A 21829-nucleotide genomic window follows, 5' to 3' on the forward strand; every position below is an offset into this window, starting at 1 on the left:
CGGGCCCCGCCCGCTGCCGGCGACGATCCCCGGAAGCTAGCGGTTCGGCGCGGCGCGGCTGTCGCGCGGGCGACATTCGGACGCCGCCGGCGAGCGGATCGCGCTTTCGATCAGGCCGTCGGGGCGGCGAGGTCGCGGCAGATCAGCGCTACCGCCAGCATGCCCGGATCGTCGAGGCCCACCGAGCGGTCGGCGAACATGCGCGCGCGTCCGACCCGGTTGGGCCGCGCGCGGTAGTCGTCGAGCGTCGTCTCCGCCGCTGCCAGCGCGCTTTTTGGCATGCCGGCGAAGTCGCCCGCGCCGCGCAGCGCCTCCTCGATGGCGGCCAGCATGTCGACCACCGTCTTGTCGCCGAGCGCCGCGCCGCCGCGCGCCAGCATGGTCTCGCGCGCGAGGCCGAGCATGGCAGCGACGTCGCCCGCCGAGAGCTCGGTGCGGCCGGCATAGCCCTTGCCGAAGGCGAGGAACACGAAGGCGACCAGCGAGCCGAGGCTGGAGCCGGTCGCCCCGCTCGCCGCCATGCCGGCGCGCTTGAAGAAGTCGCCATAGTCGGCCGGCGGTGAGGCCACCGCCTCGGCCGCCTTGGCGAAGACGCGCCGAAGCGTCATGCCGGTGTCGCCGTCGCCGAGCTTGCCGTCGGCCTTGTTGAGCTCCTGCTCGCGCTCCGCTGCGATGGCGGCGACCCGCGCCAGCAGGGCCGCGAACCCGGTCGTCGTCACGCTCACGGCTGGTTCCTCCAGAACGGGCAGTCGGCCGGGGCGCGCAGCAGCGCGTCGAGCTCGTCGTCGACGCCGATCAGGCTGAGCGAGCAGCCGGCCATTTCCATCGAGGTCGCGTAGTGCCCGACCAGCGGCCGCAGCACCGTGATGCCGCGCTGGTCGAGCCCAGCCTTCACCCGCCGGTAGATGATGAAGAGCTCGTCGAGCGAGGTGGCGCCGAGGCTGTTGACCAGCACCCAGACCCGCTCCTGATGCGCCTGCGGCAGGTCGGCGAGCAGGCGCTCCAGCATCTCGTCGGCGACCTCGTCGGCCGGGGCGAGCGTGCGCCGCCAGATGCCGGGCTCGCCATGGATGCCCATGCCCATCTCCATCTCGTCCTCGCCGATGGTGAAGGTCGGCTCGGCGGCGCCGGGCACCTGGCAGGGATAGAGCGCGCAGCCGATGGTGCGCATGCGCTCCACCGCCTTGGCGGCGATGCACGTCACCTCGTCGAGATCCGCGCCCTGCTCGGCCGCCGCGCCGGCCGCCTTGTAGGCGAGGATGAGGCCGGCCACGCCGCGACGCTTCGCGCTTTCCTCGGGCGCGGCGCTGGCGATGTCGTCGCAGCCCAGCACGGTGGTGGTGCGGATGCCTTCCTCCTCGACCAGCTCGCCGGCGAGGTCGAAATTCATCCGGTCGCCGCCATAATTGCCGTAGAGGCGCAGCACGCCGCGCCCGCCGTCGGCCGCCTTGATCGCCTCCACGCAGTCGCCTACGGCCGGGCCGGCGAACACCTCGCCGATGGCGCAGGAATCGATCAGCCCGCGCCCGACATAGCCGGTGAAGAGGGGCAGATGGCCGCTGCCCCCGCCCGAGACGATGCCGACCTTGCCGTTCTTCGGCGCGCGCGCGTCGCGGATCACCCGGCCGCGCTCGCCGGTGCGCACCAGCGTCGGGTGGGCGGCGCACAGGCCCTCGAGCATCTCGTCGACATAGGCGTCCGGCGCATTCATCAGCTTCTTCACGAGGGGCTCCTTCGCGGGCAGGCGGATCGGGATCGTGCCCTCCCGCGCTCGTCGCGCGGGACGGGTCGGCCGGCGAAAGGCCGGCCGGGCACGGCGCGCGGCAATTTAGCGAGGCGCCGGAGCGCCGAATGTCGCCCGGGCGACAGACGGGAGGTGCGTATCCGGCCCTCGGGGCGGGTCACACTACCGGCGAGGTGCCGCCGTCGATGTTGATGGCGACGCCGGTGAGGTAGCTCGCCCGCGCCGAGGCGAGGAAGGTGATGACGTCGCCGGCCTCCCTCGACTCGCCGACGCGCCCGAGCGGGATGTCGCGCTTTTGCGCGTCCTCGGCATAGAGCGCGTCGAGCGCCGCGCCCTCGGCGGCGAGGCCCTGGCGGTGGTAGCGCCGCTCGTGCTGACCGCTCTTGATGAAGCCGATGCACACCGTGTTGACGAGGATGTTGTCGGGCGCGAGATCGCGCGACAGCGCCTTGGTGACGGCGATGCCGCTCGCCCGCGCGGTCGAGGTCGGCAGCGAGCCCGCCCGCGGCGCGCGTCCGGCGATGGCGGTCACGTTGATGATGCGCCCGCCGCCGAGCGAGCGCATCTGCGGGATCACCGCCCGGATCAGGTCGAGCGCCGCCCACACCTTGACGTCGAAATCGCTCATCCATTCCTGCCGCGTGGTCTGCTCGAACGGCTTGGCGAGCGAGGTACCGGCATTGTTCACCAATATGTCCACCCGCCCCAAGCGGGCGAGCGCGGCGCCGACGATGCGCTCGGCGGCGCCCTCCTCGGTGATGTCGCAGGCGAAGGGCAGAACGGTGCCCGCGCCGCGCGCATTGATCGCCTCCGCCGTCGCCTCGACCAGCCCCGCGCGCCGGCCGACGATGACGACGTTGCCGCCCTCGGCGGCGATGCGCTCGGCGGCGGCGCGCCCGATTCCCTCGCCCCCGCCGGTGATCACCGCCACCTTCCCGGTCAGTTCCAGATCCACCCTCGTCTCCTTCCCTTCGTTGCGCCGGGCGCAGCCGGGCGCTCACGCCTCGGCGTCGACCTTGACCTGGTTGAACGTCTTCAGCGACGAGATGGCGAGCACCGCGAAGGCGAGCACGATCAGCGCCGTCGACAGCGGCCGGTCGAAGAAGATCATGAAGTCGCCGCCCGACATTTCCAGTGACTGGCGCAGCGCGCTTTCCAGCAGCGGGCCGAGGATCATGGTGAGGATCAGCGGCGCGGCGGGAATGTCGACCTTCTTCATCAGGTAGCCGGCGACGCCGAACGCCAGCATCACGCCGATGTCGAAAGTCTGGTTGCTGAGGCTGTAGGCGCCGACCACGCAGAAGGCGAGGACGATGACGACGAGGATCGGGTAGGGCACGCGCAGCATCGCCACCCAGAGCGGGATCAGCGGCAGGTTGAGCACGAGCAGGATCAGGTTGCCGACCACCAGGCTCGCGATCACCGCCCAGACGAACTGCGCGTGCTCGATGAACAGCGTCGGGCCGGGCACCAAGCCGTTGATCATGAACGCGCCCATCAGGATCGCGGTGGTCGGCGAGCCCGGAATGCCGAGGGTGAAGAGCGGGATCAGCGCGGCGTTGGCGTAGGCGTTGTTGGCCGTCTCCGGCCCGGCCACGCCCTCGATGGCGCCGCGGCCGAACTCGTCCGGGTGCTTGGAGATCCGGCGCTCCACCGCATAGGACAGGAAGGCCGGGATCATCGATCCGAGCCCCGGGATCAGGCCGAGCATGAAGCCGATCAGCGTGCCGCGCGCGACCGGACCGGCGGAGCGCCGCACGTCCTGCCGCGACATGTAGAGCGAGCCGACCGGCGGCGCGAACATCGCGGTCAGCGGCCGCTCGATGCTGAGCAGGATCTCGGCGATGCCGAACAGGCCCATCACCACCGGCACGATCGGAAGGCCGTCCATCAGCTCGAGCTGGCCGAAGGTGAAGCGCTGCATCCCCATGATCGGGTCGATGCCGACCTGCGCCAGCAGCAGCCCGATGGTCGCCGCGATCAGCGCCCTCGTGATGGACTGGCTGGCGAGCGAGGTGACGAGCACCAGCCCGATGAGCAGCAGCGCGAAGATCTCCGGCGGCCCGAAGGTGAGGGCGAGCCGGGTGAGCGGCAGCGCCAGGAACACCAGCCCGATGGTGGCGATGGTGCCGCCGATGAAGGAGCCGATGGCGGCCACCGACAGCGCCGGCCCGGCGCGCCCGAGCCTCGCCATGGCGTAGCCGTCGAGGCAGGTGACGGCGGAGGCCGCCTCGCCCGGCGTGTTGATGAGCACCGAGGTGATGGTGCCGCCATACATCGCGCCATAATAGATGGCGGCGAGCATGATGATGGAGCCGGTCGGGTCAAGCGTAGCGGTGACCGGGATCAGGATGGCCGTGCCCGCCGCCGGGCCGATGCCCGGGAGCACCCCGATCAGCGTGCCGAGCACGCAGCCGATCAGCGCGTAGGCGAGATTGCCCGGATGCAGGACGTCGGCGAAGCCACCGATGAGAAGCAGGAAGGTTTCCACGCGCTAGGCTCCGCACAGCCAGGAAGGACACAGGCCGGGCAGATCCTCGCTCGGCAGCGGCACGTTCAGCCAGTGGCTGAAGACGTATTCGATGCCGAAGCTGCCGACCGCCGCGACGACGAGGATGGTCAGCGGGTTGCGCGTGCCGAGCGCCCACAGCACCACGGCGTTCATCACGAACATGGTGGCGCCGTAGCCGACCCGCTCCAGGAAGAAGGCGGCGCCGGCGAGGGCGAGCAGCAGCGTCACCAGCCGGAACAGGCCGGCGCGGTCGCTCGCGAAATCGGTGTTGCCGCGCGCCAGCTCGCGCGCCGCTTCGCCGAAGGTCGCCTCGAGGAAGGTGATCACCGAGAGCAGCGCCAGGATCAGCGCCAGCCAGAACGGGAAGAAGCCGGGGCCGGGGCCCATGGGCGTGTAGTAGTGCAGCTCCAGCGCGCCGCGCACCAGCATCACGCTGGGGATGAAGATTGCCACCGAAGTGATCTGGTAGACCCGCTGTGTCGTCATCACGTCGCCTGTGTTCGGGGATGAGCGCGCTGCGCACGGGGGGCGGTCATCGCCGATCCGGCCCTCCGGGCACGGGAGCGATGCCGTCCGGCGGCAGCCGGACCGCCCCATCGCGAAGCCCGACGGGACGTCCGGCGCCGGCGGAAGCGCTACTGGCCCTGCTTGCGCGCGGCCTCGATCAGCGGCTTGAAGCGCGCGTCGACCTTGTCCCAGAAGGCGGCATATTCGGCCGGCGGCAGATAGCTCAGCGTGTTGCCGTACTCGGTCATCCGCTCCTTCAGGGTCGGGTCGTCCATCGCCGTCTTGAGCGCAAGCGTCAGCCGGTCGATCACCGCCTGCGGCGTACCCGCCGGGGCGGCGAGGCCGATGTCGGAGCCGATGGCGCCGATCTCGGGATAGCCCGCCTCGCCGACGGTCGGCACGTCCGGCAGGTTCGGGTCACGCTTGTCGCTCATCACCGCGAGGATGCGCAGCGCGCCGGACTTCTGCTGGGTGACGAGCTCGCCGATCGAGTTCATCGACACGTCGGTGTGCCCGCCCATCAGCGCGGTGAGCTGCGGCCCGCCGCCCTGGAAATTCACCGTCGCGAGCTTGGTGCCGGTGCCGTTCTCAAACGCCAGTGCCGCGAAATGGCCGGTCGCCATGAAGCCGCTGGTGCCGGCCTTGATCTTGCCGGGCTTCGCCTTGGCGGCGTCGACCACGTCCTTGAGCGTCTTGAAGGGGCTCGAGCTCGTCACCACGATGCCGAACGGGGCGCCGTAATAGAGGCCGATCGGCACCAGGCTGTCGCGCCCGAACGGCGATTTGCGCTCGGTGTCGAGATAGCCGCTGGCGGCGGTCGGCAGCACCAGCAGGGCGATGGTCTGGCCGTCCGGCTTGGCGGTCGCGACATAGCCGAGCCCGATCTGCATCGAGGCGCCGGGCTTGTTGACGACTTCCACCGGCACGCCGAGATCCTTCTCCAGCAGCGGCCCCAGCAGGCGCGCGGCGGTATCGGCGCCGCCGCCGGCCGTCGAGGGCACGACGAAGGTGATCGGCTTGCCCTTCTGGGGGAAGTCGTCGGCGGATGCGACGCCGGTGCAGGCCAACAGGCCCGTCAGCGCAAGAAGCAGTGCCTTCCTCATGTTTGTCTCCCTTTTTCCCTTGGCTTGCGGCTTGTTGGTCGGCGGCCGCTTTTCGTCCTTGGCGTCGTGTCGTCGGTGCTCCGCCTGTAGCGGGCGCGGCTGCCGCGTCAGGCTTCCGGCAGCCGGCGCAGCTTCTTCAGCATGGTCGGCTGCTCGGGCAGCGGGCGGCCGGGGAAGAGCAGCGGCCAGGTGCTCCGCGTGACCTGCCCGACATAAAGGTCGCCGCGCGAATCCACCGCTAGCCCGTGCGGCGAGGTGAACTGGCCGAGGCCGTTGCCCGCGCCCTCATGGCTGTCGAGCCGCCCCACCAGCCGTCCGTTCTGCACGATGCTGATGCGCGGGCCGAGATTGGGATAGTCGCGGTTATGCGCGAGATGGGGCGGCAGCTCGCCGAGGAAGAACAGCGGGTCGGTGCACCCGACCATGCACATGCCGCCGGGCCGGTGCAGGTTGTTCCACTGCGTCTCGTAGCGGCCATTGCCGTCGAACACCTGCATCCGGTGGTTCTCCCGGTCGACGACATAGACCCAGCCGTCGTCGTCGCAGGCGATCTTGTGCGGCAGGTTGAACTCGCCGGGCCCCGAGCCGCACGTGCCCCACGACATCAGATAGCGCCCGTCGGGATCGTATTTGTGGATCGCGGCGTTGCCGTAGCCGTCGGAGACGTAGATGTCGCCATTCGGCGCCAGCGCGGTGTGGGTCGGCCGGTTGAACGGTCGGTTGCTCATGCGCGGGGAGGGCTGGTCCGGCGTGCCGATGCGCAGCAGCACCCGGCCGTCCAGCGTGCAGCGTGTGACGGTGTGGGTGCCCTCGTCGGTGCAGTAGATGGTCTGGTCGGGACCGATATGCAGCCCGTGCGGCTTGGTGAAGAGGTCTTCGCCCCAGCTATCGAGGACGTTTCCCTCGCGGTCGAACACGATCAGCGGCCGCTCGCCGCGGTTGAACACATAGACCCGGTCGCGGGCGTCGATCGCGACCGAGGGCACCTCGCCGAGGGCCCAGCCCGGCGGCAGCTTCGCCCAGTCGGCGAGCGGCTCGTAGCGGTAGGTGCCGGTACCCAGTACGATGTTCTGTTCCAGCGTTTCCATGTCCCAGGCCTTGTGTTCCGGCGTCTTTGCGCCGGTTGTCGCGTGGTCGGACCGGCTACTCCTCCACGATCCGTCGGAGCTTGCGCAGCGAGTTGAGCTTGTCGGGCAGCGGCCGCCCGGGGAACAGCGAGGGCCAGGACGAGGTCGTGACCTCGCCCACATACATGTCCCCGCGCGAATCGAGCGCGATGCCGTGCGGCGAGGTGAACTGGCCGATACCCGTGCCCGGGCCGCCATGGCTGTCGAGGCGGCCGACCACCTCGCCGTTCGAGAGGATGCTGATGCGCGGGCCGAGATTCGGGTTGTCGCGGATATGCGTCATGTAGGGGCCGATCTCGCCGACGAAGCATAGCGGGCAGGGGCCGTCGGTCATGTACATCGCGCTCGGCCGGTGCAGGTTGTTCCACTGCGTCTGGTAGCGCCCCTCGCTGTCGAAGATCTGGATGCGGTGGTTCTCGCGGTCCGCCACATAGACGAGGCCGTCCGCGTCGCAATGGATGTTGTGCGGCAGGTTGAACTCGCCGCGCCCCGAACCGGAGCGGCCCCAGCTCAGCAGATGCCGCCCGTCGGGGCTGAATTTGTGCACGGCGGCGTTGCCGTAGCCGTCCGAGACGTAGATGTCGCCGTTCGGCGCCAGTGCGGTGTGGGTGCAGCGGTTGAACGGGCGTCCGCTCATGCGCGGGGCGGGCTTGCCCGGCACGCCGATGCGCATCAATAGCCGTCCCTCCAGCGTACATTTGCACACGGTGTGGGTGCCCTCGTCGGTGCAGTAGATGCTCTGGTCGGAGCCGATATGCAGGCCGTGCGGCTTGGTGAACAGGTCCTGGCCCCAGCTATCGAGGAAGCCGCCGTCGGGGCCGAGCACCACCATCGGGTGGGCGCCGCGGTTGAACACGTAGACCCGGTCGCGCGCGTCCACCGCCACCGCCGCCACCTCGCCGAGCACGACGTGCTCCGGCAGGCTCATCCAGTCGTCGAGCGGCTCGTAGCGGAAGCGGCCGGTGCCCAGCACCAAGGGGCCGTCGACGCTCTCCGCGGGCCTGCTGTCCTGCACGTCCATGCTGCGCGTCCGTCCTGCCCTGTGCCGGAACGGGTTCGATCTCGCCTCGAGTTCGCCCGCCGGTCATCTCACTCAGTGAGTTTTAAATCCAACTCAACGGAATATGGCAGCGGAATGCCGCACGGTCAAACGCAAAGCGGGACAGCATCGCGACGGCGCCCCGGTCACGTTGTGAGCGCCGGAGCGTTGGGCTAACGTGTTGGCCATGAACGAGATTGGCGCCATCAACCGCGTGCTGAGGCTGGTCAGCCTGCTGTCGGACTACCCGCATCTCAACGCCAAGCAGGCCGCCAACCTGTTGGGATGGCCGGTCAGCAGCACGCACCGGCTGCTGCGCAAGCTGGCCGAGCACGAGTTCGCCGAACAGACAGATGGCAACTTCTCGCCGGGCATGGAGCTCTACCGCATCGTCGGCCGGCTCAGCGGCAAGATGCCCTTCGCCGAGATCGCCGAGCCGCTGCTCGACGCGCTGACGCGCCAGTTCAACGAAACCTCGATGCTGACCATCCTCGAGCGCCGGCAGCTTCGCATGTATACGGCGCAGGCCGCCTCGCCGCAGGACCCGATGCGCTACATCGTCGAGCTCAACCGTCGCGACCCGCTGGTGTGGGGCGCCTCCGGCCGCGCCTTGCTGGCGCATCTGAGCCCGGAGGAGATCGACACCGCCATCGCCACCTGCACCACGACCAACATCCGCGGCGAGGTGCTGGACCCGGCCGAAGTGCGGGCGGCACTGGAGGCGACGCTGAAGGAGGGCTTCGCCCTGTCGCGCTCGCACCGCACGCTCAATTCGATCGGCATCGCCGTGCCGTTCTTCGGCCCGCAGGGCGACGTGATCGGCAGCGTCGGCTTCCAGATTCCCGGCTTCCGCTTCCGCGAGGAGCAACTCGCCGGGCTGGTGGAGGGGCTGACGCAGACCGCCCTGATCATCTCGCAGCAGATCGGCGCCAAGCCGAATTTCTGAGCCGGCCTGCGGCGCGCCCCGTCGGACGACGTCCTTGCGAAATCGCGCCCGCTCGACCTAAGCTCAGTCAGGAGGAAACGGAGCCATTCCCAAAAGGAAGGTTCGAACCATCCGGCCGCGCGTAAGCAACGAGCGGAACAAATCAAAATATATATAAATCCGCCTAGGAAAACGCCAATGGAAACCAGCACCATCGGATATGCGCCGTCCACCGGTGCGGACATCCTTCACGACGTGAAGGTCAACATGGACCGCAACGGAAACCTGCCCTATCCCCGCTTCATGGAGATGCTGCGGCTGGAGGACAGGAACTTCCTCCTCACCCGCTCGGTCGCCAAGTGCCTCGCCAAGAACCAGGCGCTCTACCTTCAGGGCGACCGCTCGGAGAACCTGTTCATCGTGCTGCGCGGGACGGTGAAGGTTCACTACATCCACGACAATGGCAGCTCGCTCACCACCTCCTACTGTCGGGAGGGCATGCTGGTCGGCGCCCATGGCTGCACCCGATGGGCCGGCAATCACTGCTGGTCGGCGCAGGCGCTGGAGGACAGCCGCGTCCTGTGGATCGGGCGCGAGCAGCTCGTCGAGCTCACCGAACGCTCGGCCCATGCGCTGCGCTGCGTGCTGGCGATCGCCGAGTTCAAGGCCGAGCAGCTCAAGAAGGTGATCCAGATCCTTGCCGAGACCACGGTGGAGCGTCGCATCGCGCTGGCGCTGCGCCATCTCGGCGCGCTCTACGGCATCGACCGCGGCGAGGAGATCGAGATCGACGGCCGGCTGACCCATCAGGAGATCGCCGAGATGATCGGCGCCTCGCGCCAGAGCGTGACCACGCTGCTGACGGGCCTGGAGAAGGCCGGCGAGATCCGCCGCGAGGGGCGGCGGCTGTTCATTCCCTGCAACCCGACCGCCGGCCGCCTCGCCGACCCGCCGCTGCGCACCAGCGAGCGGCATTGAGGGCTCCGCAGCGCGCCTGCCGCCCGTGCTCGCGGGCGGCGTCGGGGCGGGAGATTGTCGTGCGTCCGACAGTGGCGGCGCGCGCATCGGCCTAGGCTGCGGCCTTCCGGCCCGGCGCCGCGCGCCGGCCGGCCCGCATACACCCGCACGGAGACTCCCGATGGCCGATCACGACGCGCCTGTCTGGTTCATTACCGGCTGCTCCTCGGGCTTCGGCCGCGAGCTGGTGAAGCAGGTGCTGGCCCGCGGCTGGAAGGTGGTGGCGACGGCGCGTGATCCTGCCAAGGTGGCCGATCTCGTCCAGGGCTTCGAGGAGCAGGCGCTCGCTGTGCCGCTCGACGTGAGGGACGCGGCGCAGGTCGATGAGGCGGTCGCGCGCACGCTGGAGCGCTTCGGGCGGATCGACGTGCTGGTGAACAATGCCGGCTACGGATACCAGAGCTCGGTCGAGGAGGGCGAGGACGGCGCGATCCGTGCGATGTTCGAGACCAATGTCTTCGGCCTCGCCGGCCTGATCCGCCGCGTGCTGCCGGTCATGCGCGCGCAGCGCAGCGGCTTCGTCGTCAACTTCTCCTCCATGGCCGGCATCTCCGGCAATCCCGGCACCGGCTACTACGCGGCCAGCAAGTTTGCCGTTGAAGGGCTGTCGGACGCGCTGGCGAAGGAGGTGGCCGATCTCGGCATCACGGTGCTGCTGGTCGAGCCCGGCCCGTTCCGCACCGAGTTCCGCACCGCCGTGCAGCGCGAGGAGAGCAGGATCGCCGACTATGAGGCGACGGTCGGCGCCCGGCTGCGGGCGATCTCCCATCCCTCGACGGCGCCCGGCAACCCGATCAAGGCGGCGCAGGCCGTGCTCGCCGCCGTGACCGCCGACAAGCCGCCCGCGCGCCTGCTGCTCGGCAGGCTGGCGCTGCAGAACGCGCGCGACAAGCTCGCCTCGATGCAGGCCGATTTCGCCGCCTGGGAGGCGGTCACGCTCGGCGCCGACGACCGCTGACGCCGCGCGCGGCGCCGGTGGCTCTCAGGCCATCACGCGCCCGCCATTGACGTCGAGGATCGCGCCGGTGGTGTAGCCGCTCATCTGCGTCGATCCGAGGAAGAGATAGGCGCCGACGCAGTCCTGCGGAACGCCGAGCCGGTTCAGCGGCACCGCCGCCTTCACCGCCTCGAGCCGCTCGGGCGGCGTGCCGTCGTGGAACGGCGTGAGGATGAGGCCCGGCGCGACGGCGTTGACGCGGATCGCGTCCCTGGCGAACTCCTGCGCCATGCTGCGGGTCAGCGAATGCACCGCGGCCTTGGCTGCGGCATAGATGGCCGAGCCAACGCGTCCGCCATTGCGGCCCGCCACCGAGCCGGTATTTATCACCGAGCCCCGGCCGGAGGCGCGCAGCGCCGGCAGCGCGGCCTGGGTCACGGCGAGGATCGAGCGGACATTGAGGTCCATCAGCCGGTCATAGCCGGCGCCGTCATAGGTGGTGAGCGGCACCATGTCGCTCAGCCCGCCGGCATTGTTGACCAGTATGTCGAGCCCGCCGAGCCCGGCGATCGCGCGCCCGGCCATGGCCTGCGCCTCCTCCGCCCGGCTCACATCGCCCGAGACGAGCATCGCCCGCGCGCCCGCCGCGGTCAGTTCATCGACCAGCGCCCGCGCCGGCGCCTCGTTGTGGAAATAGTGCACCGCCACGGCCGCACCGTGCTCGGCGAAGGCGCGTGCCACCGCCAGCCCGATGCCGGAGCTGGCGCCCGTGACGAGGACGCGGGCTCCCTTGAGATCATCGAGTATCATCGTCTCGGCCTTTGCTGCTGACGGGCGCGCGCGGCGCGGCCGGCGGCACGATGACGTCGCGCGCCGGCAGGGCCTCGCCGCCCAGGAATGCGGTGATGTTGCGAAAGGCGTGGGCCGCCATGATAGGCACGTCGTCCATCAGGCTGCCCGCCGAATGCGGGGTCAGCACGACATTGTCGAGGCCGCGCAGCGGCGAATCCGCCCGCAGCGGCTCCTCGGCGAAGACGTCGAGGCCGGCACCGGCGAGCCGGCCGTTCCTCAGTGCCGCGACGAGGTCGGCCTCGACCACCAGGTCGCCGCGCGCCGCGTTGACGAGCGTCGCGCCCGGTTTCATGCGGGCCAGCGCGGCGGCATCGATCATGCCGGCATTGGCGGCTCCGCCCGGGCAGTGGAGCGTGACGATGTCGCTCTGCGCCAGCAGCTCCTCGAACGGGACGAAGCGCGCGCCATGCGCCAGTTCTCCGGCCACCGGGCCGCGGCGGGTGAAATAGAGCACCTCGCCGTCGAAGCCGCGAAGCTGGCGGGCGACCGCGCGGCCGATATTGCCGAAGCCGACGATGCCGACCGCCTTGCCATAGAGCCGCTGGCCGACCGGGCGTATCTCTCCGGAAATCCAGCGGCCCTCGCGCAGCGCCCGGTCGGCGAGCGGGATCCGCCGCAGCGTCGCCAGCATCAGCGCGATCGCGTGCTCGGCGATGGTGTCGGCATTGACGCCGGCGGTGATGGCGACCGCGATGCCGCGCCGCCGGGCGGCCTCGGTGTCGATCTTGTCGTAGCCGGTGCCCCATTTCTGGATGAAGCGCAGGCACGGGGCGCAGGCCATCATCGCGTCTGTGACCGGCGCGGTGACGAGCAGCACCTCGCTCGCCGCCAGCATCGCCTCGCTCATGTCCTGCGGCCGCTCGGCGAAGGCGAGCTCGAAGCCGGCCGGCGCGCCCTGCCGGATCACGGCCTGCGCATGCCGGTCGAAGACGAAGCCGAGGCAGGCGAGGCGCACCGTTGTCGGGGAGGGCGGCATCGCGTCAGTCGTCCCCCGCCGGGGCCGCCGGGCCTGTCCGCATCATCGTCTCCCCCCGGTGCTCGCCGGCCCGCATGTGACGGCATCCTGCGAGCCTAGCGGCGGGCTTCTTCCCGGCCTGTCGCCTGCGCGACATCGCCCGCCGGCCGAGGCGCTAGTCTCGCCGGCGCGGACGCGATTGCGTGGGACCAGCCATGTTCGAGGGATTTGCCGACACCTTTATCGATACCAGCGGCGCGCGGATCCGCGTGCGGCACGGCGGCGAGGGCCCGCCGCTGCTGCTGCTGCACGGCAACCCGCAGACCCATGTGTGCTGGCACAAGATCGCCAACGAGCTCGCCGAGGACTACCACGTGGTGGCGGCCGACCTGCGCGGCTATGGCGACAGCTCGGCCCCGGAGCCGGACGCCGACTGCGCCAATTATTCGTTCCGCGCCATGGCGCAGGACCAGATCGAGGTGATGCGCGCCCTCGGCCATGAGCGCTTCTTCCTCGCCGGCCACGACCGGGGCGGGCGCACCGCGCACCGCATGATGCAGGACTATCCCGAGGTGGTCGCCAAATGCGCCATCCTCGACATCCTGCCGAGCCGCCATGTCTGGCACAACGCCTCGCGCGCCTGGGCGCTGAAGTCCTGGCACTGGGTGTTCATGCCGCAGCCCGGCGGCCTGCCGGAGGCGATGATGGCCGCCGTACCGCCCGAGCAGTTCCTCACCAAGATGATGGTGCTGCCGGGCAATACGCGCAGCGTGTTCGACGAGGAGGCGTGGGCCGAATATGTGCGCTGCTTCACGCCGAAGATGATCATGGCGTCCTGCGCCGACTACCGTGCCTGCGCCACCGTCGACCTCGACATGGACGACGCCGATTTCGGCCGCAAGGTCGAGGTGCCGCTGATGGTCATGTGGGGCGTGCGCAGCCACACCCAGGCGGTGTTCAACGACGCGCTCGCCGTCTGGCGCGACTATGCCACCCATGTGGAGGGCGGGCCGGTGGTCAGCGGACACTTCATTCCCGAGGAGGTGCCGGAGGAGACGCTGGCGCGCTTTCGCGCCTTCTTCGTCTGACCGCTCGGCGAGGGCGGAGCGGCCTCAGCCCTTCAGCGCCTCCACCGCCCGCCAGTCGACCTCGAGCCCGAAGCCCGGCGCCTCGGTGAGGTGCACCCGGCCGTCGCGATACCGCGCGCCGCCGTGGAAGATGCGGTGGTGGATCGGGTGCATGTCCGAGTCGCCTACCGATTCGGCGGCGAAGGCGGCGTCGCCGAGTGCGGAGACGAGATGCGCGTGCAGGTGAGCCGCCGTGTGCGGGGCCACCATCACCCCCTTCATCGCCGCGTAGCGGGCGATGCGCAGCGCCTCGCTGAAGCCGGCATGGCGGGTGCAGTCGAACTGCACATAGCCGAGCGCCCCGCAATCGATGAACTCGCGCACCGTGAAGCGGTGCCACTCGCGCTCGCCATGGGCGAGGGGGATCGGGCAGCGGGCGGCGGCGCGGGCGAAGTCGGAGGGCTGCAGGTACCAGTGCAGCGGCTCCTCCAGCCAGAAGATGTCGTAAGGCTCGACCGCGCGGGCGAAGCGGATGCAGCCCTCGATATCGACGGGGGCGTTCATGTCCAGCATCAGCAGCACGTCGGGCCCGATCGCCGCGCGCACCGCCTGCACCCGCGCCACCTCGTCGGCGAGCGAGAGGGCCCCGGTCTTCAGCTTCACCGCGCGGAAGCCGTCGGCGACGAAGGAGGCGAGCTCGTCGGCGCAGGCGAGCGGGGATTCCCCCTCGACGTAAAAGCCGCCGACCGCATAGGTGAAGACGTCGGTACGGCTGCCGCCGAGCAGCCGGAACACGGGAAGCCCCGCCGCCTTGCCGCGCAGGTCCCACAGCGCGATGTCGATGCCCGCCATCGCCGCCATGAACTGCGGGCGCTGGTTGCGCGGCAGCGGGAGCGGCCGGGCGTCCCACGGGCCGCTGCCGCCCGGGCGCGGCACCGTGACGGCGAACAGCCGGTTCCAGATCTCCTCCGGCGCCAGCGGGTCGAGGCCGGTCAGCACCGGCGCGATCATGTCGAGCAGCGCGCACACGCTCGCCTGCGGGCCGGTCGAGATTTCGCCGATGCCGACGAGCCCTTCGTCGGTGCGGATCTCGACCAATACGAGCTGCGCGGTGTCGAAGGGCTCGTGCGCGGTCCAGCGCACCTTGTCGAAGCGGGCCGTCAGCGGGTGGACGCGCATGTCGGTGATCTTCACGGCGCGGCGCCCTCCCGGTATCCATCCTCGCCGGACGCTAGCGTGCGCGCGAAGCGGCGGCTGTCGCCCACCGGACAAGCGCTATCCCGGCCGGGTGCGTGGGGCCCGAAGCACTTGTCGTTTTGCCGACACCGCTCTCGGATGGCGCCCGCTAACGTGCGATGCTCGCCGAAGGGAGACCCGCCTCATGCTGCTCGACGCCACCGCCTCCGGCCTGTTCCCGATCGCGCCGACCCCGTTCACGCCCTTGGGCGCGGTCGACTTCGCCTCGGTGGACCGGCTGGTCGAGCGCTATCTCGCCGCCGGCGCGACCGGGGTCACCGTGCTCGGCATCATGGGCGAGGCGCCCAAGCTGGAGCCGGACGAGGCGCTCGCCATCACCGCCCGCTTCATCGACGGTTTCGGCGAGCTGCCGGTGATCGTCGGCGTTTCGGCGCCGGGCTTCGCCGCTATGCGCGCGCTCGCCCGGGCGGCGATGGAGCGCGGGGCCGCGGGCGTGATGATCGCCCCGCCGCCGGCGCTGCGCACCGACGACCAGATCACGGGCTATTACCGGCAGGCGGTGGAGGCGATCGGCACCGATATTCCGTTCGTCATCCAGGACTATCCGCTCACCCTGACGGTGCAGATGACCCCGCAGGTCATCCGCCGCATCGTCGAGGAGAACCCTTCCTGCGTGATGCTGAAGCACGAGGACTGGCCGGGGCTGGAGAAGATCTCGGCGCTGCGCGGCTTCCAGAAGGACGGCTCGCTGCGCCCGCTCTCGATCCTCACCGGCAATGGCGGGCTGTTCCTCGATTTCGAGATGGAGCGCGGCGCCGACGGCGCCATGACCGGCTACGCCTTCCCGGAGATGCTCGCCGACGTGGTGCGGCTGCAGAAGGAGGGGCTGCGCGAGGAGGCGCACAATCTGTTCGACGCCCATCTGCCGCTGCTGCGCTACGAGCAGCAGCAGGGCGTGGGCCTCGCGGTGCGCAAATACGTGCTGATGCGCCGCGGCTTCATCGCCAGCGACGCCCAGCGCAAGCCCGGCTCCGTGCTCACTCCCGCCGCGCGGGACGAGGTCGACTACCTGCTGGCCCGCCTCGCCCGCCATGACGGGCGGGCGCGCCTGTAGGCGGCTCGTCCTTCACGAGCGCCCCATCACTCGGCCGGTGCTGGTGTCGATGATGTGCATCTGGTTCAGGTTGGCGGCGAGGCCGAGCGGCTGGCCTTCCCGCGCCCCGCTGTCGGGCGGCAGCCGGGCGCAGAACTCCGTGCCCGCCAGGCGGAAATAGACGAAGCTCTCCAGCCCCACCGGCTCGACGATGTCGATCAGCGCGTCGAACACGGCATGGCCGGGCGGCAGCGGCTGGCGGGCGACGACGATGTGCTCGGGCCGCAGGCCGAGCAGCAGGTCGGAGCGCCCGGCGAGCCGGCCATAGCAGTGCCGGCGGTCGGCCGGCAGGTCGAGGCTGAGTTCCGCCCCGAGGCGCAGCGCCGGCCCGTCCGGCCCGCCGACCAGCTCGGCCGGCACGAAGTTCATCGAGGGCGAGCCGATGAATCCGGCCACGAAGTCGGTGGCCGGGGTGTGGTAGAGCTCGTGCGGGGTGCCGATCTGCTCGATCCGCCCCTTGTTCATCACCACGATGCGGTCGGCGAGTGTGAGCGCCTCCACCTGGTCGTGCGTCACATAGACAGTCGTGGTGCGCACCTTGTGCCGCAGCCGCTTGATCTCGGTACGCATCTGCACGCGCAGCTGGGCGTCGAGATTGGACAGCGGCTCGTCGAACAGGAACACCTTGGGCTGGCGCACGATGGCGCGGCCCATGGCGACCCGCTGGCGCTGCCCGCCCGAGAGCTGCTTCGGCTTGCGCGCCAGCAGGTCCTCGATGTTGAGGATACGCGCCGCCTCGCCGACGCGCTCCTCGATCAGCGCGCGCGGCACGCGCTGCTGGCGCAGGCCGAACGACATGTTCTCCTTCACCGTCATGTGCGGGTAGAGCGCGTAGCTCTGGAACACCATGGCGATGTCGCGGTCCTTCGGCGCGACGTCGGTGACGTCGCGCCCGCCGATGGTGATAAGCCCTTCGGAGACCTCCTCCAGCCCGGCGATCATGCGTAGCGTGGTCGACTTCCCACAGCCGGAAGGCCCGACCAGCGCGACGAACTCCTCGTCCGCGATGTTGAGATCGATGCCCCGCACCACGTCGTGGTCGCCGAACCGTTTGACGACGCCTTGAAGGTTGACTTCAGCCATGTGTCACCGTCGATCCCCGGGGCCCCTCGCAGCCGCGCCTCACGCCTCGCCCCGCAGCAGCTTGGCGCCCTGCTGGTTGAACTGGGCGGCGGTGATGTTGCCGCGCACGGCCTCCTGCCAGTAGGGCGGGATCTTGTCCTGGAAGTTGGTCCAGTACTCGTGCGCGTAGGGCGGGGTCCACCAGGTATCGAGATGGTCGAGCGACATGCGGATGAAGCGGTTGTCCTGGAACACCGGCCGCTTCGACAGTGAGGTGCGTACCGGCGGCACCATGCGGTTGGCGGTGAAGAGCATCGCCGCGTCGCCGCTGGCGATGAACTTCATGAACTCCCACGCCGCCTCCTTCTCCTTGCAGCTCGACACCATCATCGGGCCCTCGGGATTGGCGATCATGTAGTGCTTGTCGCCGACGCGCGGGTTCTGGGTGCCCTGGATCTTGTCGCCGAGCGCGGTCATCAGCGCCGGGCTCGCATGCGGGCCGTAGAACCACATGCCGCAGCGGCCCTTCTCCATCAGTGCGTAGAGTTCGCGATAGCCATCGGTGGCGGCGGTCGGCTGGGCCGAGTGGTCGCGCAGCGCCATGCCGAGCCACTTGTCGGTCACCTCGATCGCGGCGGGTGAATCGAAGTCCACCGTGCCGTCCGGGGTGGCGAACTGCACGCCGGCACTGGCCCAGATCGGGAAGATCACCTGGATCGCCGAGGCGGTCTGCCCGCGCATGGCGAAGCCGTAGCGGTCCGGCGCCTTCGTCAGCGCCTTGGCGTCGGCGATCAGCTCGTCATAGGTCTCCGGCGGCTTGAGATTGGCGTCGTTGAACCAGTCCGCCCGGTAGTAGAGGAAATAGGGGATGCTGGTCTGGGGCAGGTAGAGGAAGGGCTGGTCCGGCTTGGAGCGGGTCTGCTCCATGACGTTGGGAAAGAAGTCCGACTTCTCGTCCCATGCGTTGAAGCGGTCCTCGATCGGCTCGAGGATGCCGTTGTCGAAATAGTCCTGCACCCAGTACTGGATGGTGTTGATGACATCCGGCGGCGCGCCGGCGGCGTAGGAGACCACCAGCTTCTTGCGCGCCTCCATCACTGCCATGTTGGCGTCGAGCGCGACCTCGATGAAGTCCTGCGACTTGTTGAACATGTCGACCGAATCGACCGAGATCTTCTGGTGGTTCGGGTTGTCCGCCCAGTTCCAGTAGGTGAGCTTCACCTTCTTGCGCACGGCGGGCGCGGCCACCTGCGCATCGGCGCGCTTGGCCGTGGCCAGCACCGCCGCGCCCCCTGCCGCGAGGCCGAACACCTCGCGGCGCGAAAGCGAAGGGCCGGTAGCCCGGCTCGGGCGTTGACTATCGTCGCGTGCGTTGGTCGTCATCGTTTCCTCCGGGTCATTGTTCTGGTTCGGCCGCATGTTCCGCCGCGCCGTCGGGCGCGTGCGAAAGGTCGCATCGGGGCAACTCGTGTCGGGGCCGGTCGCCGCGGCTCGCCGGCGGCCCTCTTCGCAGTAAAGGCGCGAGGAAAATAAGCGGATCGCCCGGGCGTTAATGTCGTCTGGCCGACACGGGCGGCGGTATCGGACGGCTATGCGAGGACGTCCGGCGCCGCCTCGCGGGCGGCCGCGCCGCGCCGTCCCGCCGTCCCGTAGGGCCGCGGCGGGAATGACTTACTGGGCATGACTTGCGATTGACTTGCTCATCGGCCGGCGGCGGACAATCGTGCCCGGCATCGGCGGACATCGCCGCAGGTTTCGGGAGGACGGGATGAAGGTTGCGGTACTCGACGACTGGCAGCGCATCGCTGCGCAATGCACCGACTGGTCGGCGCTCGCGGCGCGGGCCGAGATCACGTTCTTCCATGACAGCCTCAAGGACGAGGCGCAGCTCGCCGAGCGCCTCGCCCCGTTCGACATCCTCCTCACCCTGCGCGAGCGCACGCGCTTTCCCTCCAGCCTGACCGCCCGGCTGCCGCGCCTGCGCCTGCTCAACGTCACCGGCATGCGCAACCTCTCGGTCGACGTGGCGGCGCTCGAGGCGCGCGGCGTGGTGGTCTGCCGCACCGAATCCGGGGAGGGCGGGGAATCGACCTCCGAGCTCGCCCTGTGCCTCATGCTCACCGCCGCGCGGCGGGTGGCGGCCGGCGACGCCTCGGTGCGCGCGGGCACCTTCCAGTCCGGCATCGCGCCGGGCATCTCGCTCAAGGGGCGCACGCTCGGCCTGATCGGGCTCGGCCGCCTCGGGCGCATGGTCGCCGGCTATGCCGCCGCGCTCGGCATGCGCGTCATCGCCTGGAGCCCGCACCTCACCGCCGAGCGGGCGGCCGAGGCGGGCGTGGCCTACGCCTCCAAGGAAGAGCTGCTGCGCACCGCCGACGTGGTGAGCCTGCACCTCGTGCTGGCGCCGCAGACGCGCGGCATCATCGGTGCGGCGGAGCTGGCGCTGATGAAGCCCGGCGCCATCCTCGTGAATACCTCGCGCGGCCCGCTGGTCGACACGCCGGCCCTCATCGCGCGGCTCAACGAGGGTACGCTGCTGGCCGGGCTCGACGTCTATGACGAGGAGCCGCTGCCGGCCGGCCATCCGCTGCTCAGCGCGCCCAACGTCGTGCTGTCGCCGCACCTCGGCTACTGCGTCGAGGAGAATTTCGAGGTGTTCTACCGGCAGTCGGTGGAGAACGCGCTGGCCTTTCTCGACGGCGCGCCGGTCCGGCTGATGCCCGCTTCCGCCGGCATGCCCGTTGCGGCCTGACCGGCGGGCCGATACCGGGCCGGCGGTGCCGGCCCGGCGGGGTGCCGCGCTCACATCGCGCCGGCCCATCGGGGAATGGTCAGCGAGATCTGCGGGAACAGGATCAGCGCCAGCAGCACCAGCATGTCGACCAGCACCAGCCACCAGATGCCGCGGAACACCTTGTGCGCGGGCACGCCGGTGACGCTCGAGACCACGAAGCAGTTCAGCCCCATGGGCGGCGTCACCAGCCCGATCTCCACCGTCTTCACCAGGATGACGCCGAACCAGATCGGCTCGAAGCCGAGCCGCAGCAGCAGCGGGAAGATGATCGGCAGCGTCAGCACCATCACCGCGAGCTGGTCGAGGAAGAAGCCGAGGATCAGCAGCAGCACCAGGATCATCGAGAACACGACCCAGCGGTCGACCCCGGCCGATTCCACCGCCTGCACCAGCATCTGCGGCACGCCGCTCAGCGTGACGAAGATGCCGAACACCGACGCGCCGGCGATGATGGCGAGGATCATCGCGCTGTTGCGGGTGCCGTGGGTGACCGCCTTCACGAAGCTGCGCAGCGTCATGCGGCGCATGGCGAGCGCGATCACCAGCGCCGCCGCCGCGCCCACCGCGCCGATTTCGGTCACCGTGGCGGCGCCGCTGTAGATGGCGGCCAGCAGCATGATCATCAGCAGCATGACCGGCCAGACTGTGGACAGCGTCTCCACCCGCTCGCGCAGCGGGAACCGGCCGGGCGCGGTGGGCGCCAGCGCCGGATTGCGCCAGAGCGACAGGCGGATCGCGAGCACGTAGCCGAGCGCGGTCAGCAGGCCGGGCAGGATGCCGGCCAGCAGCAGCGCGCCGACCGAGGTCTCGGTGATGATGCCGAAGATGATGAACGCGATGCTCGGCGGGATCATGATCGACAGCGTGCCCGACATCGCCATCACGCCGGTCGCGAAGGAATCGTCGTAGCCGTAGCGCCGCATCTCCGGGTGTGCCGCGCCCGCGAGCGTGCCGGCCGCCGCGCTGCTCGAGCCGGAGATGGCGGCGAGCATCGCGCCGCCGAAGATGACCGCATAGGCGAGCCCGCCGCGCATATGCCCGGACCATTTGTAGAAGGCGCGGAAGATGTCGGCGGTGAAGCCGCCGGCGGTGAGGAACTCCGCCATCAGGATGAACATGGGCAGCGTCGACAGCGTGTAGCTCGCCACCTGCTCATAGGGCGCCGTGCTCATGACGCCGGCCATCGTGTCCCAGCCCGCGACCAGGTAGACCCCGACGCCGCCTGCCACCAGCATGGTGAAGGCGACGGGCATGCCGTTGAGCAGCAGGATCAGAAGAAGCACGGTAACGATGAGGACGATCGCGGTCACAGTTCGATGTCCTCGACTTGCCGGTGCTCTTCGGGGAAGAAGATCTCGACCGCCAGACGCAATGTCAGGACGAGGCATCCCAGCGGAAAGCAGATGAAGCTGATGTAGACGGGCATCTGCACGATGCCGATCGTGGTCTCGCGCATCTCTATCTTGTGCAGCGCCTCGATGCCGGCGTACCAGGTGACGATGCCGAACGCCGCCGCCGCCAGCAGCGCGTTCAGCCGCTCGCTGAGGCGCAGCGGCACCCGCCGCAGCCACGGCTTCAGCACGTCGAGCTGGATGTGCCCGCCGGTGGTGTAGTTCCGCGGCAGGGCGAGAAAGGCGAGCATCACCATCGAGAAATAGCCGGTGAACTCGAAATTGCCGGGCAGGGGGTGGTGGAAGAGGTAGCGGCCGGCGGCATCGATGGTCAGCGAGCACAGCATGACCACCAGCATGCAGCCCGCCACCGTCATCAGGGCGCGCTCGAGCAGGTCGAGCACGCGATGGATGAGTGCAAGCATCGTTCGTGTTCCGGAATGTTCG

Annotated in this window: 21 protein-coding genes; 6 read left to right on the plus strand and 15 right to left on the minus strand. The window is 69.7% G+C overall.

The genetic code is table 11. The annotated features are described in order from the left end of the window. Positions 1–110: 110 nt before the first annotated feature. The 8 genes from NVS83_RS00170 to NVS83_RS00205 form a co-directional block, all read right to left on the minus strand. Positions 111–725, minus strand: coding sequence for a dihydroxyacetone kinase subunit L (locus NVS83_RS00170; protein ID WP_258737515.1), 615 nt, complete (start codon positions 723–725; stop codon positions 111–113). Beyond that, the gene (locus NVS83_RS00175; RefSeq protein WP_258737516.1) at positions 722–1723 is read right to left on the minus strand and encodes a dihydroxyacetone kinase subunit DhaK; all 1002 of its coding nucleotides are present in this window, start codon (positions 1721–1723) and stop codon (positions 722–724) included. The genes NVS83_RS00170 and NVS83_RS00175 overlap by 4 nt, the downstream gene beginning before the upstream one ends. A 178-nt stretch (positions 1724–1901) precedes the next feature. Then, on the minus strand, positions 1902–2699 hold the full coding sequence (locus NVS83_RS00180) for an SDR family NAD(P)-dependent oxidoreductase (protein ID WP_258737517.1): 798 nt from the start codon (positions 2697–2699) through the stop codon (positions 1902–1904). Positions 2700–2741: 42 nt separating this feature from the next. After that, positions 2742–4235: a tripartite tricarboxylate transporter permease gene (locus NVS83_RS00185; RefSeq protein ID WP_258737518.1), complete on the minus strand. Its 1494-nt coding sequence runs from the start codon at positions 4233–4235 to the stop codon at positions 2742–2744. Between the two features lie 3 nt (positions 4236–4238). After that, the gene (locus NVS83_RS00190; protein WP_258737519.1) at positions 4239–4742 is read right to left on the minus strand and encodes a tripartite tricarboxylate transporter TctB family protein; all 504 of its coding nucleotides are present in this window, start codon (positions 4740–4742) and stop codon (positions 4239–4241) included. Between the two features lie 149 nt (positions 4743–4891). After that, positions 4892–5866, minus strand: a complete 975-nt coding sequence (locus tag NVS83_RS00195; protein WP_258737520.1) for a Bug family tripartite tricarboxylate transporter substrate binding protein — start codon at positions 5864–5866, stop codon at positions 4892–4894. A gap of 107 nt (positions 5867–5973) precedes the next feature. Further along, a complete protein-coding gene (locus NVS83_RS00200) occupies positions 5974–6954 on the minus strand; it encodes a peptidyl-alpha-hydroxyglycine alpha-amidating lyase family protein (RefSeq protein ID WP_258737521.1) in 981 nt (326 codons plus the stop codon). 55 nt (positions 6955–7009) lie between these two features. Continuing rightward, positions 7010–8014: a peptidyl-alpha-hydroxyglycine alpha-amidating lyase family protein gene (locus NVS83_RS00205; RefSeq protein ID WP_258737522.1), complete on the minus strand. Its 1005-nt coding sequence runs from the start codon at positions 8012–8014 to the stop codon at positions 7010–7012. Positions 8015–8219: 205 nt separating this feature from the next. On the opposite strand from NVS83_RS00205, the gene NVS83_RS00210 reads away from it, so the two are divergent. The 3 genes from NVS83_RS00210 to NVS83_RS00220 all read left to right on the plus strand — a co-directional run bounded on the left by NVS83_RS00210 (position 8220) and on the right by NVS83_RS00220 (position 10932). Further along, complete coding sequence (locus NVS83_RS00210) at positions 8220–8978, plus strand: IclR family transcriptional regulator (RefSeq protein WP_258731442.1); 759 nt, start codon at positions 8220–8222, stop codon at positions 8976–8978. A gap of 177 nt (positions 8979–9155) precedes the next feature. Next, the gene (locus NVS83_RS00215; RefSeq protein WP_258737523.1) at positions 9156–9935 is read left to right on the plus strand and encodes a Crp/Fnr family transcriptional regulator; all 780 of its coding nucleotides are present in this window, start codon (positions 9156–9158) and stop codon (positions 9933–9935) included. Between the two features lie 160 nt (positions 9936–10095). Further along, on the plus strand, positions 10096–10932 hold the full coding sequence (locus NVS83_RS00220; RefSeq protein ID WP_258737524.1) for an oxidoreductase: 837 nt from the start codon (positions 10096–10098) through the stop codon (positions 10930–10932). Between the two features lie 24 nt (positions 10933–10956). Here NVS83_RS00220 and NVS83_RS00225 read toward each other — a convergent pair whose 3' ends face one another. Further along, complete coding sequence (locus NVS83_RS00225; RefSeq protein WP_258737525.1) at positions 10957–11721, minus strand: SDR family NAD(P)-dependent oxidoreductase; 765 nt, start codon at positions 11719–11721, stop codon at positions 10957–10959. Further along, entirely contained in the window at positions 11708–12739 is a 1032-nt protein-coding gene (locus tag NVS83_RS00230) for a 2-hydroxyacid dehydrogenase (protein WP_258737526.1), read from the minus strand. The genes NVS83_RS00225 and NVS83_RS00230 overlap by 14 nt, the downstream gene beginning before the upstream one ends. Positions 12740–12933: 194 nt before the next feature. Between NVS83_RS00230 and NVS83_RS00235 the strand changes: the two genes are divergently transcribed. Then, positions 12934–13806: an alpha/beta fold hydrolase gene (locus NVS83_RS00235; RefSeq protein WP_258737527.1), complete on the plus strand. Its 873-nt coding sequence runs from the start codon at positions 12934–12936 to the stop codon at positions 13804–13806. A 24-nt stretch (positions 13807–13830) separates the two neighbouring features. Here the strand turns inward: NVS83_RS00235 and NVS83_RS00240 are convergent, their stop codons facing one another. Further along, complete coding sequence (locus NVS83_RS00240; RefSeq protein WP_258737528.1) at positions 13831–14979, minus strand: mandelate racemase/muconate lactonizing enzyme family protein; 1149 nt, start codon at positions 14977–14979, stop codon at positions 13831–13833. A 187-nt stretch (positions 14980–15166) separates the two neighbouring features. Here NVS83_RS00240 and NVS83_RS00245 point away from each other — a divergent pair, with 187 nt between their 5' ends. Further along, the gene (locus NVS83_RS00245) at positions 15167–16096 is read left to right on the plus strand and encodes a dihydrodipicolinate synthase family protein (RefSeq protein WP_258737529.1); all 930 of its coding nucleotides are present in this window, start codon (positions 15167–15169) and stop codon (positions 16094–16096) included. A 12-nt stretch (positions 16097–16108) separates the two neighbouring features. Here the strand turns inward: NVS83_RS00245 and NVS83_RS00250 are convergent, their stop codons facing one another. Together NVS83_RS00250 and NVS83_RS00255 are read right to left on the minus strand one after the other, a co-directional pair. Beyond that, positions 16109–17218 carry an ABC transporter ATP-binding protein gene (locus NVS83_RS00250; protein WP_258737530.1) on the minus strand — a complete coding sequence of 370 codons (1110 nt, stop codon included), beginning with the start codon at positions 17216–17218 and terminating at the stop codon, positions 16109–16111. 39 nt (positions 17219–17257) lie between these two features. Further along, entirely contained in the window at positions 17258–18580 is a 1323-nt protein-coding gene (locus tag NVS83_RS00255; RefSeq protein WP_258737531.1) for an ABC transporter substrate-binding protein, read from the minus strand. A 385-nt stretch (positions 18581–18965) separates the two neighbouring features. Here NVS83_RS00255 and NVS83_RS00260 point away from each other — a divergent pair, with 385 nt between their 5' ends. Next, positions 18966–19949, plus strand: coding sequence for a D-2-hydroxyacid dehydrogenase family protein (locus tag NVS83_RS00260; protein WP_258737532.1), 984 nt, complete (start codon positions 18966–18968; stop codon positions 19947–19949). Positions 19950–19999: 50 nt separating this feature from the next. Here NVS83_RS00260 and NVS83_RS00265 read toward each other — a convergent pair whose 3' ends face one another. Together NVS83_RS00265 and NVS83_RS00270 are read right to left on the minus strand one after the other, a co-directional pair. Next, positions 20000–21301, minus strand: a complete 1302-nt coding sequence (locus tag NVS83_RS00265; protein ID WP_258737533.1) for a TRAP transporter large permease — start codon at positions 21299–21301, stop codon at positions 20000–20002. Then, complete coding sequence (locus NVS83_RS00270; RefSeq protein WP_258731427.1) at positions 21298–21807, minus strand: TRAP transporter small permease; 510 nt, start codon at positions 21805–21807, stop codon at positions 21298–21300. Before NVS83_RS00270 ends, NVS83_RS00265 begins: the two co-directional genes overlap by 4 nt. Between the last annotated feature and the right edge of the window lie 22 nt (positions 21808–21829).

Origin of the sequence: Ancylobacter mangrovi, from assembly GCF_024752335.1 — a bacterium.
GTDB lineage: Bacteria > Pseudomonadota > Alphaproteobacteria > Rhizobiales > Xanthobacteraceae > Ancylobacter > Ancylobacter mangrovi.